This is a genomic window from Paenibacillus thiaminolyticus, from assembly GCF_007066085.1.
Lineage (GTDB): Bacteria > Bacillota > Bacilli > Paenibacillales > Paenibacillaceae > Paenibacillus_B > Paenibacillus_B thiaminolyticus.
The window spans coordinates 4,694,389-4,709,936 of record NZ_CP041405.1; the positions used below are offsets into that span (position 1 = coordinate 4,694,389).

11 protein-coding genes and 1 rRNA gene are annotated in these 15,548 nt (G+C 55.6%); 11 read left to right on the forward strand and 1 reads right to left on the reverse strand.

Annotation, left to right across the window (positions count from 1 at the left end):
* Window positions 1-42: 42 nt before the first annotated feature.
* The gene (gene iolG / locus FLT43_RS20850; protein ID WP_087442731.1) at window positions 43-1,065 is read right to left on the reverse strand and encodes an inositol 2-dehydrogenase; all 1,023 of its coding nucleotides are present in this window, start codon (window positions 1,063-1,065) and stop codon (window positions 43-45) included.
* Window positions 1,066-1,426: 361 nt separating this feature from the next.
* Between iolG and iolC the strand changes: the two genes are divergently transcribed.
* The 11 genes from iolC (at window position 1,427) to FLT43_RS20905 (ending at window position 15,482) form a co-directional block, all read left to right on the forward strand.
* Complete coding sequence (gene iolC / locus FLT43_RS20855; RefSeq protein WP_087442730.1) at window positions 1,427-2,422, forward strand: 5-dehydro-2-deoxygluconokinase; 996 nt, start codon at window positions 1,427-1,429, stop codon at window positions 2,420-2,422.
* A gap of 136 nt (window positions 2,423-2,558) precedes the next feature.
* Window positions 2,559-4,010: a CoA-acylating methylmalonate-semialdehyde dehydrogenase gene (locus FLT43_RS20860; RefSeq protein WP_087442729.1), complete on the forward strand. Its 1,452-nt coding sequence runs from the start codon at window positions 2,559-2,561 to the stop codon at window positions 4,008-4,010.
* A gap of 14 nt (window positions 4,011-4,024) precedes the next feature.
* The gene (gene iolD, locus FLT43_RS20865; RefSeq protein ID WP_087442728.1) at window positions 4,025-5,959 is read left to right on the forward strand and encodes a 3D-(3,5/4)-trihydroxycyclohexane-1,2-dione acylhydrolase (decyclizing); all 1,935 of its coding nucleotides are present in this window, start codon (window positions 4,025-4,027) and stop codon (window positions 5,957-5,959) included.
* Window positions 5,960-6,120: 161 nt separating this feature from the next.
* Window positions 6,121-7,017, forward strand: a complete 897-nt coding sequence (gene iolE, locus FLT43_RS20870; RefSeq protein WP_087442727.1) for a myo-inosose-2 dehydratase — start codon at window positions 6,121-6,123, stop codon at window positions 7,015-7,017.
* A 37-nt stretch (window positions 7,018-7,054) separates the two neighbouring features.
* Window positions 7,055-8,122, forward strand: a complete 1,068-nt coding sequence (locus FLT43_RS20875; RefSeq protein WP_087442726.1) for a Gfo/Idh/MocA family oxidoreductase — start codon at window positions 7,055-7,057, stop codon at window positions 8,120-8,122.
* A 39-nt stretch (window positions 8,123-8,161) separates the two neighbouring features.
* Entirely contained in the window at window positions 8,162-9,751 is a 1,590-nt protein-coding gene (locus tag FLT43_RS20880; RefSeq protein ID WP_087442725.1) for a solute:sodium symporter family transporter, read from the forward strand.
* Window positions 9,752-9,974: 223 nt separating this feature from the next.
* A complete protein-coding gene (locus tag FLT43_RS20885) occupies window positions 9,975-10,847 on the forward strand; it encodes a sugar phosphate isomerase/epimerase family protein (protein ID WP_087442724.1) in 873 nt (290 codons plus the stop codon).
* A 304-nt stretch (window positions 10,848-11,151) separates the two neighbouring features.
* A complete protein-coding gene (locus FLT43_RS20890; protein ID WP_164776439.1) occupies window positions 11,152-11,694 on the forward strand; it encodes an RNA polymerase sigma factor in 543 nt (180 codons plus the stop codon).
* Entirely contained in the window at window positions 11,687-12,004 is a 318-nt protein-coding gene (locus FLT43_RS20895; RefSeq protein WP_087442722.1) for a hypothetical protein, read from the forward strand. Before FLT43_RS20890 ends, FLT43_RS20895 begins: the two co-directional genes overlap by 8 nt.
* Window positions 12,001-13,515, forward strand: coding sequence for a carboxypeptidase-like regulatory domain-containing protein (locus FLT43_RS20900; protein ID WP_087442721.1), 1,515 nt, complete (start codon window positions 12,001-12,003; stop codon window positions 13,513-13,515). Before FLT43_RS20895 ends, FLT43_RS20900 begins: the two co-directional genes overlap by 4 nt.
* A 417-nt stretch (window positions 13,516-13,932) precedes the next feature.
* Window positions 13,933-15,482, forward strand: a 16S ribosomal RNA gene (locus tag FLT43_RS20905).
* The last annotated feature ends 66 nt before the right edge of the window (window positions 15,483-15,548 follow it).

A 15,548-nucleotide genomic window follows, 5' to 3' on the forward strand; every position in this document is an offset into this window, starting at 1 on the left:
CATCTGCAGATCTCAGCCGGAAGTTCCTGTCCAGGCCTGCTGTTACCGCCCGTGCACAGATACGGATTCATGCTCCAGCTTGACAGAACGTCCGCTGTGCAGCGACTCTTTCGCCGCGCGGGCGATTCGCTCCGCCTGCAGACCGTCGTTCGCGTCGCACGCGACAGGCCGATCCTCAAGCACGGCGCGAACGAATTCTTCGACCTCGTGAATATAGGCTTGTGTATACCGCTCCAAAAAGAAATATAACGGCTTGTCCATATGCACCCCGTCCGCCGTAGAGACTAGCGCGGTGGATGCGCGGTCATTGTCCGTCGTGACGCTGCCCGCTGAACCGAACGCTTCCAGACGCTGATCGTAGCCGTAAACGGCCTTGCGGCTGTTCTCAATAATGCCCAGGGCGCCATTCGCGAAGCGGAGATTGACGATGGCTGTATCGATATCGCCCAATTCGCCGATGCGCGGATCGATCAGATTGGCCCCTTGGGCAAACACCTCGATCACTTCGCTCTGCATGACATAGCGCGCCATGTCGAAGTCGTGAATCGTCATGTCCATGAACAAGCCGCCTGATGTGGCAATATATTCGGCCGATGGCGGCTCCGGATCGCGGGACGTGATGCGCAGCAGATGCGGAGTCCCGATTTTGCCTGCTTGCACGATGTCGCGTGCCTTTTGGAAATTATGGTCAAAACGGCGGTTGAACCCAACCTGCATCTTCACGCCTGCTGCTCTCACCGCAGCCACGGCCTGTTCCGTAGTGTTCACGGAGAAGCTGACTGGCTTCTCGCAGAAAATATGCTTGCCTGCTTGGGCTGCCTCCTCAATGATTGCGGCGTGCGTGCTCGTTGGCGAGCAGATGAACACGGCCTGAATGTCCGGATCATTCAGTAAGTCGCGGTAATCGCTTGTCACCACCGGAATTCCAAGCCCGGAAGCCCAAACATCCAACCCTTCGATACATACGTCCGATATGGCGCGAACTTGCGCATCGCGCATCTGTTGAATATGGCCGGCGTGCAGCTTGCCGATGCGTCCGGCACCGATGATTCCCACTTGAAGCATGAATATCCCCGCTTTCTCGGTAGCTTAAAATCTAGGTAAAGCAAGGGAAAGCGCTTAACTCATAATCAACTATACGCGATAAATAAAGCGTTATCAAGGTGAAAATCTGTAGGAGTTCAATAAACCCGCGTCAATCCTCAATCTAACGCGCTATATTTTCAATATGATAAAAGGAGACATTGTGAAAAAAAGAACTTAAAATTTGCAGAAAAAAGCGTTTACATCGCCGAAAAGGTGTGCCTATAATTAGCCGTAAGGTAAGCGCTTAACTCAAATGCATGGATGCAGTAATTACATCATCGCGTTGCTTCAGCCTGCCTGCCATGGCTTGAAGCAGAACGCACGGAGGTGCTGACAGGGCATGGGTGCATTGGTATTTCCAGAGAATCGCCCGTTTGATCTGATTGCGATCGGGAGATTGTGCATTGATTTGAATGCGAACGAGATTCATCGGCCGATGGAGGAGACGAGGACGTTCACGAAATACGTCGGGGGCTCTCCGGCCAATATTGCGATTGGCGCAGCCCGCCTAGGGATGAAGAGCGGCTTCATCGGCAAGCTGGCCGATGACCAAATGGGTCGTTACATCGAGCAGTATTTAAAAGATAAATCGATAGATACCTCACAACTGTCCGTGGATAAGACGGGCGCCGTGACCGGGCTGGCTTTTACCGAAATCAAAAGTCCAACCGACTGCAGCATTCTTATGTATCGGGACAATGCGGCCGACCTGCTGCTGAAGCCGGAGGAAGTGTCGGAGTCGTATATTAAGCAGACGAAGGCGTTGCTTGTGTCGGGCACGGCGCTGGCCGCGAGCCCGTCGCGCGAGGCGGTGTTTGTCGCTTTGGACTATGCGCGCAAGCACGGGGTATTCGTGTTCTTTGATTTGGATTACCGTCCTTACACGTGGAAAAACATAGCCGAGACGTCAATCTACTATCAGCTTGCGGCAGAGAAGTGCGATTTTATTATCGGCACCCGCGAAGAGTTCGACATGATGGAGAAGTTCGCCGGTCATCAGACGGATGATCGGCTGACGGCAGAGAAATGGTTCGGGCATCATGCCCAAGTGGTGCTCATCAAGCATGGGGGAGACGGCTCCATCGCTTACACGAAGGAAGGCGGAGCCTATAAAGGCGGCATTTTCAAGACGAAGGTGCTGAAAACGTTCGGTGCCGGCGATTCCTACGCGTCCGCCATGATTTACGGCTTGATGCAAGGATGGGAGCTGCCGCGGGCAATGGAATACGGCAGCGCGTCGGCTGCCATTGTCATATCCCGCCACAGCTGCTCCGAGGCGATGCCGACGGTGGAAGAGCTGGACGCGTTCATCGACAGTGCGGAGCGAGGAGAATAATGATCGGGCACGGGGAGGCGCACCTGAAGGCGGTGCGGCCGCACCGGCCCGAAATTCGAGTGGAAACCGGACGAATAGGAGCCGGATAAGTATGGTGTGCGATTCAACAACAGACATGACAGGAGGAGAATGAAGCATGGCAGAAGCAAAAACCATTCGCAACTATGTCGGAGGGGAATGGAAGGCGTCGAGATCAGGGAAGACGGAGCCGGTCTATAATCCGGCGACAGGTGAAATGATTGCGCACGTGCCGCTATCAAGCCGGGAAGAGCTGAATGAGGCGGCCGAGGCGGCCGCTGAGGCGTTCAAGACGTGGTCCCGCACTGCTGTGCCGCGCCGGGCACGCATTATGTTCAAATACCAGCAGCTTTTGATCGAGCATTGGGACGAGCTGGCGAAGCTGATAACATTGGAGAATGGAAAAAACTATAAGGAAGCGTATGGCGAGGTGCAGCGCGGCATCGAGTGCGTCGAATTCGCCGCCGGCGCGCCGACGCTCATGATGGGCAAGCAGCTGCCTGACATCGCGACAAACATCGAATCCGGGATGTACCGATACCCGATCGGCGTCGTCGGAGGCATTACCCCGTTCAACTTCCCGATGATGGTGCCGTGCTGGATGTTCCCGCTCGCGATCGCTTGCGGCAACACGTTCGTGCTGAAGCCGTCCGAGCGCACGCCGCTGCTCGCTTGCCGTCTGGCGGAGCTGATGGAGGAAGCGGGCTTGCCTCACGGCGTCCTCAACATCGTGCATGGCGCGCATGACGTCGTGAACGGCTTGCTTGATCATCCGTTGGTCAAGGCGATTTCCTTCGTTGGCTCCCAGCCTGTTGGCGAATACGTCTACAAGCGCGGAACGGCGAACCTGAAGCGCGTGCAAGCATTGACCGGAGCCAAAAACCACTCGATTGTCATGGAGGATGCGGATTTGGAGCAGGCCGCAACGCAAATCATCAATGCGGCCTTCGGTTCCGCCGGAGAGCGCTGCATGGCTTGCGCGGTCGTGCTCGTGCAGGAATCGGTCGCGGATGAGCTGGTATCGCGCCTGGCCACAGCCTCCGACGAGCTCATTATCGGCAATGGAGCACGGGAGGACGTCTTCCTCGGGCCGGTTATCCGCGAAGCGCATAAGGAACGCGCGCTTGGTTATATCGACTCCGGCGTCCAGGAAGGGGCGCGGCTTGTCCGCGACGGCCGCCAAGATGCGGAAGCGAACGGCGAGGGCTACTTTATGGGGCCGACGATTTTTGATAACGTGACGCAGGAAATGAAAATTTGGCAGGATGAGATTTTCGCGCCGGTGCTGTCGGTTGTGCGCGTGAACGATTTGGATGAAGCGATCGCGTGGGCGAATGCATCCCGATTCGCGAATGGCGCCTGCCTGTTTACGGGAAGCGGCGCTTATATGCGGCAGTTCCGGGAGCATATCGATGCGGGCATGCTCGGCGTGAACGTGGGGGTTCCGGCGCCAATGGCATTCTTCCCGTTCTCGGGCTGGAAAGATTCCTTTTATGGCGACTTGCATGCGAACGGAACGGATGGAGTGGAATTTTATACGCGCAAAAAGATGGTTACTACGCGCTGGTAAGGACGGTGTTCGGAATGGAAACGATTCGCTTGACTACGGCCCAGGCGCTCGTCAAATTTCTCGATCAGCAGTATATCGAGTTTGACGGAGAGGAGCGGCGCTTTGTCAAAGGGATTTTTACGATATTCGGCCATGGCAATGTGCTTGGATTAGGCCAGGCGCTGGAGGAAGACAGCGGCAGCCTGGAAGTATACCAAGGGCGCAATGAGCAAGGAATGGCCCATGCCGCGGTGGCGTTCGCGAAGCAGATGCGGCGCAGACAGATCTGCGCATGCACGTCGTCGGTCGGGCCTGGCGCAGCCAATATGGTGACGGCCGCGGCTACGGCAACGGCCAATCAGATTCCGGTATTGCTGCTGCCGGGGGACACGTTCGCCTCGCGCCAGCCCGATCCGGTGCTGCAGCAGATCGAACAGCCGCATGACCTGACGGTATCGACAAATGACGCGTTCCGTGCGGTGAGCAAATATTGGGACCGCATCATGCGGCCGGAGCAGTTGATGACCGCGCTCCTGCATGCGATGCGCGTGCTGACGAATCCGGCCGATACGGGAGCGGTCACGATCGCGCTGCCGCAGGATGTGCAGGGGGAAGCGTATGATTACCCTGCATCGTTTTTCGCGAAGCGCGTGCATCGGTTAGAGCGCCGCCCGGCGGCGGAAGCGGCGCTCGAGGACGCGGTCCGGCTCATGATGAGCAGGCGCAAGCCGCTAATCATCTGCGGGGGCGGCGTGCGTTATTCCGGGGCCGGAGCGGAGCTGCAAGCCTTTGCGGAGGCTCTGCACATTCCGCTGGCGGAGACGCAGGCGGGCAAGAGCGCGGTGCCGGGTTCGCATCCGCTCAATCTCGGCGGCATCGGAGTGACGGGCAACGGAGCGGCGAACGCGATCGCCAAGGAGGCCGATCTCATTATCGGCGTCGGCACGCGCTTCACCGACTTCACGACCGGCTCGAAGGAGCTGTTCAGCGATCCCGGAACGGAGATCCTGACGGTGAACGTGTCCGAGTTCCATGCGCTGAAGCTGGAGGCGACGCCGGTCGTGGCCGATGCGAAGGCCGCGCTGATTGCGCTGCGGCAGCGGCTGGAGGCGGCCGGGTACCGATCGGGCTATACGACCGAGATTGAAGCGGCGCGGGCCGCCTGGGGCGAGGAGTGGAAGCGGTTGGCCGGCATCCAGTACGCGCCCGGCTCGTTCACGCCCGAAGTCGCGGGGCATTTGGACGAGGCGCTGCCGGAATATGCCGAAGCGCTCGGCGGCTGCCTGACGCAGACCCGGGTGCTGGCAGCTTTGAACCGGCTGCTCGAAGACGACGCGGTCGTCGTAGGCGCCTCGGGGAGCTTGCCTGGCGACCTGCAGCGGATGTGGGTAGCCGAAGCGCCGGATTCGTACCATATGGAATACGGATATTCCTGTATGGGCTACGAAATTTCCGGGGCGCTCGGCGTGAAGATGGCGGAGCCGGATCGCGAAGTGTACGCGTTCGCGGGGGACGGGAGCTACCTGATGCTTCACTCCGAGCTCGTCACGAGCATTCAGGAAGGACAGAAGATTAACGTGCTGCTGTTCGACAACAATGGGTTCGGCTGCATTAACAACTTGCAAATGGGCCACGGCATGGGCAGCTTCGGGACGGAATTCCGTGCCCGCAATGCATCCACTGGCAAGCTGGACGGCCCGCTTGTCGGAATTGATTTCGCCCGCAGCGCCGCAGGCTACGGCGTGATAACCTATACGGCGCGCACGTTGGAGGAGCTGGAGCAGGCCGTCGCAGACGCGAAGCGGCAGACGGTCTCCACGCTTATCGATATCAAAGTGCTGCCGAAAACGATGACGAACGGTTACGGCGCTTGGTGGAACGTCGGCGTCGCAGAAGTGTCCGGCAAGCCGGACATTGCGCGCGCGAGTGAGGAGCGGCGGCGACTTTTGCAGCAAGCAAGACCTTATTAATACGTAGACTACAATGAAATATCGCGCCTTGGCGGAGCGGGGAGGCAGACGGCAGAATGCCGCAATAGCAGGGGAATAGGCTGCATAATACGGTCGAGCTCCAATAGCTGGACGATAGACGGCATTCTGCCGAGGCGCGATGACATCAGGGAGGAATGGACATGTTTGCAGCAGGCAGCGTAAAAATAGGGATTGCGCCCATCGGCTGGACGAATGACGATATGCCGGAGCTGGGCGGAGAGAATACGTTCGAGCAATGTGTAAGCGAGATGGCGCTCGCTGGATTTGCGGGCACGGAGGTGGGCAACAAATACCCGCGGGATATCGGCGCGCTGCAGAAGGCGCTCCGTCTGCGCAAGCTGGAGGTGGCCAGCGCCTGGTTCAGCGCGTTCCTTACGGTAAAACCGCTGGAAGAGACGGCAGCGGCATTTGTTCAACACCGAGACTTCCTGCACGCGATGGGGGCGAAGGTGATTGTTGTATCCGAACAGGGGCATAGCGTCCAAGGCATGATGGATACCCCGCTGTTCGAGCGTAAGCCGGTGTTCGGCGAGCAGGATTGGAAGCGCTTAACCGATGGTCTGCATGTGCTTGGCGAGTTGGCTAAGGAAAAAGATATGGACGTTGTGTACCATCATCATATGGGCACAGGCGTGCAGACAACCGAGGAGATAGCCCGACTCATGGAGGGAACGAATCCGGAATTGGTGTCTTTGCTCTATGATACCGGACATCTTGTGTTCTCGGGCGAAGACCCGCTAGGCATATTGAACCGCTATATGCACCGGATTAAGCATGTTCATTTGAAGGACGTCCGTGCCGACGTGGCGCGCCGCGTGCGCGAAGAGGGGCTCAGCTTCCTGCAGGCGGTGAAGGAAGGCGTCTTTACCGTTCCTGGCGACGGCTGCATCGACTTCGCGCCGCTGTTCCGGGCCTTGTCCGCGGCCGGATACCGCGGCTGGATGCTCGTGGAAGCGGAGCAGGATCCCGCCACAGCGAATCCGTTCGAATACGCGTTGTTAGCGAGAGACTATATTTTGCGCCAAGCTGGCGTATAAGTGCGAGTTCAGTCAGACGAAGGGGAGAGGTGGACCTATGGGAGACAACAGATTCGTATCGGTAGGACTCGTCGGCTTGGGGCGGCTCGGACGGCAGCATGCCGAGAATTTGGCGCATCGCATTCCGAACTGCCGGCTAACGGCGGTATGCAGCATCAAGGCGGAGGAGGTCGAAGAAGCCCAGGCGCAGCTTGGCGTTCCGTACGGTTATACCGATTATGAGGAGATGCTGCGGAATAAGGAGCTGGACGCGATTTTCATCGCATCGCCGTCCTCCTATCATTGCGATCAGATTGAAAAAGCATTAGCCGCTGGCTTTCATGTTTTCAGCGAAAAACCGCTCGGGCTTTATATGGAAGAAGCGCTGCGCGTGCAAGAGGCGGTGCGGAGCCATCCGCATCAGGTATTTATGATCGGCTTTATGCGGAGGTATGACCGCTCCTACTTATATGCGAAGCAGAAAATCGAAGCGGGAGCGATCGGAGAACCTGTGCTCATCCGCTGCTATGGGCTCGATCCGGCTCAAGCGATGCCCGGTTTTTTGCAGTTCGCCAAGAGCAACTACAGCGGCGGCTTATTCCTCGATATGGCCATACACGACTTGGATTTGGCTCGCTGGTATTTGGGCGTGGAAGCGGAGCGGGTATGGGCCATCGGCGGCTCTCACCGCTATACGGAGCTGGCGCAGCTGCAAGACGCCGAGACAGGGGCGGCTCTGGTTCAATTTGCCGGCAATAAGATGGGGGTCTTTGTAGCGGGCCGCAATTGCGCGCATGGCTATCATATCGAGACGGAGATTATCGGGACGCTCGGATCGCTGCGGATCGGTACCGTTCCTGAGAAGAACCAGGTGGCGATCATGGATGACCGCGGCGTGGTGCGCGAATGCGCGCAAGGCTTCCTGGAGCGGTTCGAGCAGGCTTATTTGGATGAGGCGATTGAATTTGTGCAGGCCATTCTTGAGGGAAGACAACCCGGAGTCAGGGTGGAAGACGGTGTACTGTCGACCGCGCTTGGATATGCATGCAAGGAATCGTATGACAGCGGCCGCTTGGTTGAGGTGGCTGCGCCCGCAGCCTTAACCGGCTCGCACGATACCAGGTAGCTTTACAGATCTCTCTTCGCGTGGAAAAGGAGGGCACTCATGACCTACATTACCGTCATCACCTTTTTATTGTACACCGGCATTGTCGCCTGGTACTCCTGGTACAAAACGCGCAGCATCAACCTCAACAGCTCGGATGGATATTTCCTTGGCGGGCGCAGCTTGACTGGTGTTGTAATCGCTTTCTCGCTTCTGTTGACCAATTTGTCGACGGAGCAAATGGTCGGCTTGAACGGACAAAGCTATGCGACGTCCATGGTCGTGATGGCCTGGGAAGTCACGTCCCCGATTGCTTTGATTTTTATGGCGTTTGTGTTTCTGCCCCGTTATTTGAAGACAGGGATTACAACCATCCCGGATTTTCTGGAGCAGCGCTACGATTTGCGGACGCGCCAGATTATCTCCGTTCTCTTCTTGCTTGGTTACGCGATGGCTTACTTGCCGACGGTTCTGTATTCCGGAGCATTGGTGCTGGATACAATTTTCAATATATCGGACCTGTTCGGCTTAAGTGACTTCAATATCATTTTGATCGTCTCGCTTGCGATTGGAATTACGGGGATCGCTTATGTCGTGCTCGGAGGACTGCGCGCCTGCGCGCTTTCAGATACGCTGAACGGCGTCGGGCTTATTGTCGGCGGCCTGCTGATTACGGTTCTTGGCCTGTTCGCGCTTGGTGGGGGCAGCCTGGTCGAAGGCGTGAACACCTTGCTGCACAAAGAGCCTGAAAAATTAAACTCGATAGGAGACAGTTCCTCTCCTGTGCCATGGGTAACGATCTTCGCCGGGCTGCTGTTCAACAATCTGTTCTATTGGTGTACGAACCAAGCCATCGTCCAGCGTACGCTGGGGGCGAAGAACTTGAAGGAAGGGCAGAAGGGCGTGCTGTACGCCGGGATGTTCAAAATCTTCGGCGCCTTCTATCTGGTGCTCCCGGGCATCATCGCGTATCATCTGTTCAACAATTCGTTAAGCAATGCCGATATGGCTTATCCGTCGCTTGTCATTGAAGTGCTGCCGACGCTGCTGTCCGGATTTTTTGCCGCCGTGTTGTTCGGTGCGATCTTAAGCTCCTTTAACGGGGCTTTGAACAGCTCGTTGACCTTGTTTACGCTCGATATTTATAAGCCGATATTCAAGCCGGATGCGACAGAGCAACAATTGGTGAAGGCTGGCAGAAGATTTGCCATCGCGCTGGGCCTCGTTGCCGTTATCGTAGCGCCATTCATTCTGTATGCGCCTTCAGGATTGTATTACTACTTGCAGGAGATGTTCGGGTTTTACAATATCCCGATCATTGCCGCGGTCGTCGTCGGTTTTTTCAGCAAAAAAGTGCCGGCCATCGCGCCGAAGATTGCATTGGTTGTACACATCGTGCTATATACCTTATCTAAGTTTTTTATGGGCTCGATCAATTTCTTATACATTTTAAGCGTATTATTCCCGGTCTGTGTTCTGGTCATGCTTCTTGTCGGAAAATGGAAGCCGCGCGAGAAGGATTTCGAGCTGTTCGAATCGGGCAAAGTCGATTTGACGCCTTGGAAACATGCGAAAGTCTTTACGATCGTCATGGTGCTGTTAATGGTGGCCGTGTATATCTTATTCTCACCTTTGGGCATCGCGGCATAGTTACGGAGCAGGTTTTTAGAACTCGGACGAATTCATCAGCATCAGCAGAGGGGCTGCCGAACGCATCGGCAGCTTTTTTTCTTGGGCTTCCGCATGATTCTTCTTTCGAAGTATGATATAGTGAAATGTAGAGGTAAGCGATTACATCTTCAGGTTTGTGTTACCGATATCACAAATTGGTTGTGTCCAAGGACAGTATCATTTTAATGAAGAGGTGGATGCGATGAAAGCAGGTCTCAGCACGTACAGTCTGCTGCAAGCGATCAGAGCGGGCGAGATGACGGTATTGGACGTTATCGACTGGATTGCCGACAACGGCGGGGAACATATGGAAATCGTTCCTTACGGCTTCACTTTGGTCGACAATCCGGAGTTGGCGGATGCCGTTCGCGACAAGGCGAAGGAGCGCGGCATTGAGCTGTCGAACTATTCGATGCCGGCTAACTTCGTTCAGGAGACAGAGGAGGCATTCGAGGCGGAAGTCGAACGCGTTAAGCAGCATGTCGATCTGCTGCATCGGATGGGGATCAAGCATATGCGCCATGATGTCACGGCGTTCACCCTGCCGAAGGAACAGATGACGATCGAATGGTTCGAGGCGAATTTCCATCTGATGGTAGAAGGAAGCCGCAGGATTGCGGATTATGCGGCACAGTTCGGCATTACGACGACCTTGGAAAACCACGGCTTCTCTGCGCAAGCGAGCGACCGTGTGCAGCGTGTGTTGTTATCGGTAAACCGTCCGAACTTCAAGACGACGCTCGATGTCGGGAACTTCCTGTGCGTCGATGAGAACCCGCTTGTCGGCGTGAAGAAAAACTTGCCGTATGCTTCGCTCGTCCATGTGAAGGATTTCTATGTGCGTCCGTTCTATGAGCACCCGGGTGAGGGAGACTGGTTCCTGACGGCCAACGACAACTTTTTGCGGGGAGCGATTCTGGGCCAGGGCGACTTGCCGATGCGGGAGATCATCAAGCTTATCAAGCAATCGGGCTATGACGGCTGTATTACGCTTGAGTTCGAAGGCATGGAAGACTGCCGGGTCGGCTCTTCGATCGGGTTGCAAAATTTGAAGCGCTTCTGGGATGAAGCCTAAGTGTTGACACAAAGCATTTATTTTATATCATTGCACACAAGGAAAGGCCGTTCTCGCTTATTAGCGGGCAATGGTCTTTTCTTCATTGTATGGGGGAGTCAATGCTTCTTTCGCTTCTTTCAGCCGGTATCCCATTAGCTCAGATGAATCGGTCCTTCTGCTCTGTTGATGTTTTTGGTTGATGGCTTAAGTGGGTTGCCAGTAGACGGAATTTTTTCGGAATGCCGCTTTTTATAGGATGGAAATGCAACCCTGCAGCCGCTTGATCGCATCTATCTATATAGAGAGCCACTGGGGGGAGAAGATGAACGCCGAAGAGGAATGGGTGACAAGGTTGCGAAGCGGTGACCGCGAGGCGCTGCGGTCGCTCATGGATGCGTACGGTAACGATGTCATGCGGACGGCTGTCTTGCTGCTTGGTGATCGGCATGGCGCCGAGGACATAAGCCAGGAAGTGTTCTGGACTGTGTTCCGCCGAATTCATCAGAAGTCGGAGAACGGCAGCCTGCGGGCATGGATAATGAAGATTACGGTGAACCTGTGCCGGGCCCAGATGCGGAAGGCGTCATGGAAGCGGCTGTTCTTCAGGGAGCAGCCGTGGCGGAACGAGATCTCTTCCATCGGAACCACGGAATCGGTGGCGCTGCGTCTCACGTTGGGGGATTGCATCCGGAAGCTGTCTTATCCAGACCGGGAGATGATCGTGCTTCATTACTTTCAAGATTGGCCCATTGCCGACATCAGCGTCGTACTGGGACAGCCCGAAGGCACGGTGAAGAGCAGACTGTCGCGTGCACGCCGTAAGCTTGAGAGAATATTGAAGGAAAGCGGGTGGGAGTATGAATGATCGTCATTGGCGCGAGGCGCTGCAGGAAGAGATGATGCCGGTGGCATTTACGGAGAAGATGAAGCAAGAGGTGATCGCGGACGCGAAGCCTTCCCTGTGGGAGCGTGAAATCCGGATTCCGCTGCGCTTGGCGATTCCGGGCTTGTTCCTGCTGCTGGTCCTCGCACTCTCCCCGCTGCTTCTGCCCAGGGGGACAGGCGAGTCGGATCGGATGGCTATGGATGAGACGGCCGCATTGGAGGACAGCTTCGTCTACATGGGCGGCATCTATATCAGAGCTTCACTGCTCGAGAAGGAGGGGAGGGAATGATACGGTTAAAAGTGCGGCATCTCGCAATCCTATTGGCCGTGCTGGCCGCTTTGTCGGGAGTGTCCTGGATTTTGCCCAAGATAGCGGCACAGCCCCATGAATTTTGGTTATCATTGCTTGGTTGCGTGGACGATACGGCCAATGAAAGGTATTTTGCGCTTATGGGAAGGCATCTTCCGGCAACCGAGAACATGCTGTATATCGGCAAGAATAGTTCCTCTTTTTCGACGGAAGGATCGGAAGACACGGAGCTTTCAGTGGGGGAGATGAAACAGCAGGCCGATCAATTCCTTCGCGACTACCCCGATCATGCGAATGCTTCGCTCGTCCGGAGCCGGCTGGGCAAGATCTATATGCTCGAGAAACGATGGGAGGAAGCGGAGCAGCTCTACAGGGAATTGATGCGAAGCGATACGCTGCATAATTTTGAATACCGCGATCAAGTGAAGCTCCTGGAATCTAGGGTGCCCAAGCAAGGGGAGAAGCCCATGCTAAGCGGCACCGTCATGCGGGGACAGCAGCCGCTGGAAGGGGCTGTCGTCGTGCTGCGGAAGACCGACGCGAACTCATGGCACTCTCCTCCCCGTCCGGACAATTATCCAATGGTGATGACGGATAAGAACGGGGAATTCCGTTTTTATCAGGTGCCGGAACAGACCTATGATATCGAAATCGGAGCTCCGCTTAGGGAACTGGAGTCCTATACGTACGCCGAAACTTCGCCCGAGAGACTCGTTTTGAAGCACGGGCAAGCGGTGGAAGGGATCGTCGTGCAGTTGAATCCGAATCTGAGCATCCTCGAGCCGCAAGGTCCTGCCACCGTGGATGGCGATGCGATTACGATGCGGTGGGAAGCTTATCCGGGCGCAGCCTATTATGTGGTGCAATGGATGGAGCCGCATCAGTCTCGAACCGGCCAATCCCGGGGGGCTGCCACTCATGTGCTTCCAGGAAAGCATGCAGGGACGGAAGCTACGTACCGTCTTTCGGAGCTGAGAGAGAATGGTGCCGCCGGCGGCGGAATGAATTGGTCGCCCGATGAGGGCGTCTGGATTTATCCTTCCTATTTGCTCGGTATCGGATACCCTGGCGCACAGTATATGTGGAGCGTCGATGCCTATGACAATCAGGACAGGAAAATTAGCAGTTCCCGGCCTTACACGATCGTCAACCAAAGGGAACTGCCGCTTATTCGCATTCCGGATGGGCTGCTGTCCGACGGAGATCAATACGTTCTGCAAGCGGATTATGAGTCGGCCAAGCGAGCTTACTTGGAGGAAGCGGGTAATCGGCATGCCTTGCGGGTCCTTGCCCGCATGGAAATGTTCGGAACGACGAAGGATGCTTCGGGAGATGAGAAGAAGGCACTTTATTATTTGAAGAAAATCGATCAGCCGGTGCTCTCCGATCTGAAGATGATGGAGCTGTGCTATTCCCGTTTGAACATGGAGGACGAAGCGGAACGGATACGGCGGGAAGTGGAGCGTCTGGAGAGGCAGTCAGGCATCTAACAGCAATGATTAGGGATCATGCCGCCGGGCCATGGCACGGTTCGGCGGCGTGTACACCGGCGCATACTTGATTTCTGATAAGGTAAATGTCGCCCGATAAGTTGGTAAGAACAGTGAGTAGAAAAAGTTAATTTAGGGGTTGCATTTGTTACTGGGGCATGTTATATTTAGATTCCTGTCTTCGAAAGAGCGGCATTAGCCGCCTGAAGCGAAAAAGATTTTTAAAAAAAGTGCTTGACGCTGAAACGAAGACATGATATATTATAAAAGTCGCCGCTGAACGGCGGTGAAAAAAAGAAAGCAACTTACTGATGAGGTTGGTTGCCGGATTGTTCTTTGAAAACTGAACAACGAGTGATGTTTGTGCAAGAGGTCATTTTGACCTCGTCAGCAATAGAATGAGCAAGTCAAACTACTTTTATGGAGAGTTTGATCCTGGCTCAGGACGAACGCTGGCGGCGTGCCTAATACATGCAAGTCGAGCGGAGCGACGGTTTCCTTCGGGAAACCATTAGCTTAGCGGCGGACGGGTGAGTAATACGTAGGTAACCTGCCCTTAAGACTGGGATAACTCACGGAAACGTGGGCTAATACCGGATAGTCGATTTCCTCGCATGAGGGAATCGGGAAAGGCGGAGCAATCTGCCACTTATGGATGGACCTACGGCGCATTAGCTAGTTGGTGGGGTAACGGCTCACCAAGGCGACGATGCGTAGCCGACCTGAGAGGGTGATCGGCCACACTGGGACTGAGACACGGCCCAGACTCCTACGGGAGGCAGCAGTAGGGAATCTTCCGCAATGGACGCAAGTCTGACGGAGCAACGCCGCGTGAGTGATGAAGGTTTTCGGATCGTAAAGCTCTGTTGCCAGGGAAGAACGCTATGGAGAGTAACTGTTCCATAGGTGACGGTACCTGAGAAGAAAGCCCCGGCTAACTACGTGCCAGCAGCCGCGGTAATACGTAGGGGGCAAGCGTTGTCCGGAATTATTGGGCGTAAAGCGCGCGCAGGCGGTCGTGTAAGTCTGGTGTTTAAACCCGGGGCTCAACTCCGGGTCGCATCGGAAACTGTGTGACTTGAGTGCAGAAGAGGAAAGTGGAATTCCACGTAGCGGTGAAATGCGTAGAGATGTGGAGGAACACCAGTGGCGAAGGCGACTTTCTGGGCTGTAACTGACGCTGAGGCGCGAAAGCGTGGGGAGCAAACAGGATTAGATACCCTGGTAGTCCACGCCGTAAACGATGAATGCTAGGTGTTAGGGGTTTCGATACCCTTGGTGCCGAAGTTAACACATTAAGCATTCCGCCTGGGGAGTACGGTCGCAAGACTGAAACTCAAAGGAATTGACGGGGACCCGCACAAGCAGTGGAGTATGTGGTTTAATTCGAAGCAACGCGAAGAACCTTACCAGGTCTTGACATCCCTCTGACCGTCCTAGAGATAGGGCTTCCCTTCGGGGCAGAGGTGACAGGTGGTGCATGGTTGTCGTCAGCTCGTGTCGTGAGATGTTGGGTTAAGTCCCGCAACGAGCGCAACCCTTAACTTTAGTTGCCAGCATTAAGTTGGGCACTCTAGAGTGACTGCCGGTGACAAACCGGAGGAAGGTGGGGATGACGTCAAATCATCATGCCCCTTATGACCTGGGCTACACACGTACTACAATGGCTGGTACAACGGGAAGCGAAGCCGCGAGGTGGAGCGAATCCTAAAAAGCCAGTCTCAGTTCGGATTGCAGGCTGCAACTCGCCTGCATGAAGTCGGAATTGCTAGTAATCGCGGATCAGCATGCCGCGGTGAATACGTTCCCGGGTCTTGTACACACCGCCCGTCACACCACGAGAGTTTACAACACCCGAAGTCGGTGGGGTAACCGCAAGGAGCCAGCCGCCGAAGGTGGGGTAGATGATTGGGGTGAAGTCGTAACAAGGTAGCCGTATCGGAAGGTGCGGCTGGATCACCTCCTTTCTAAGGATTACGTCTCCTGCGACGGAGACATACAGGGAGCATAAGCTTCCACACACAAACATCACT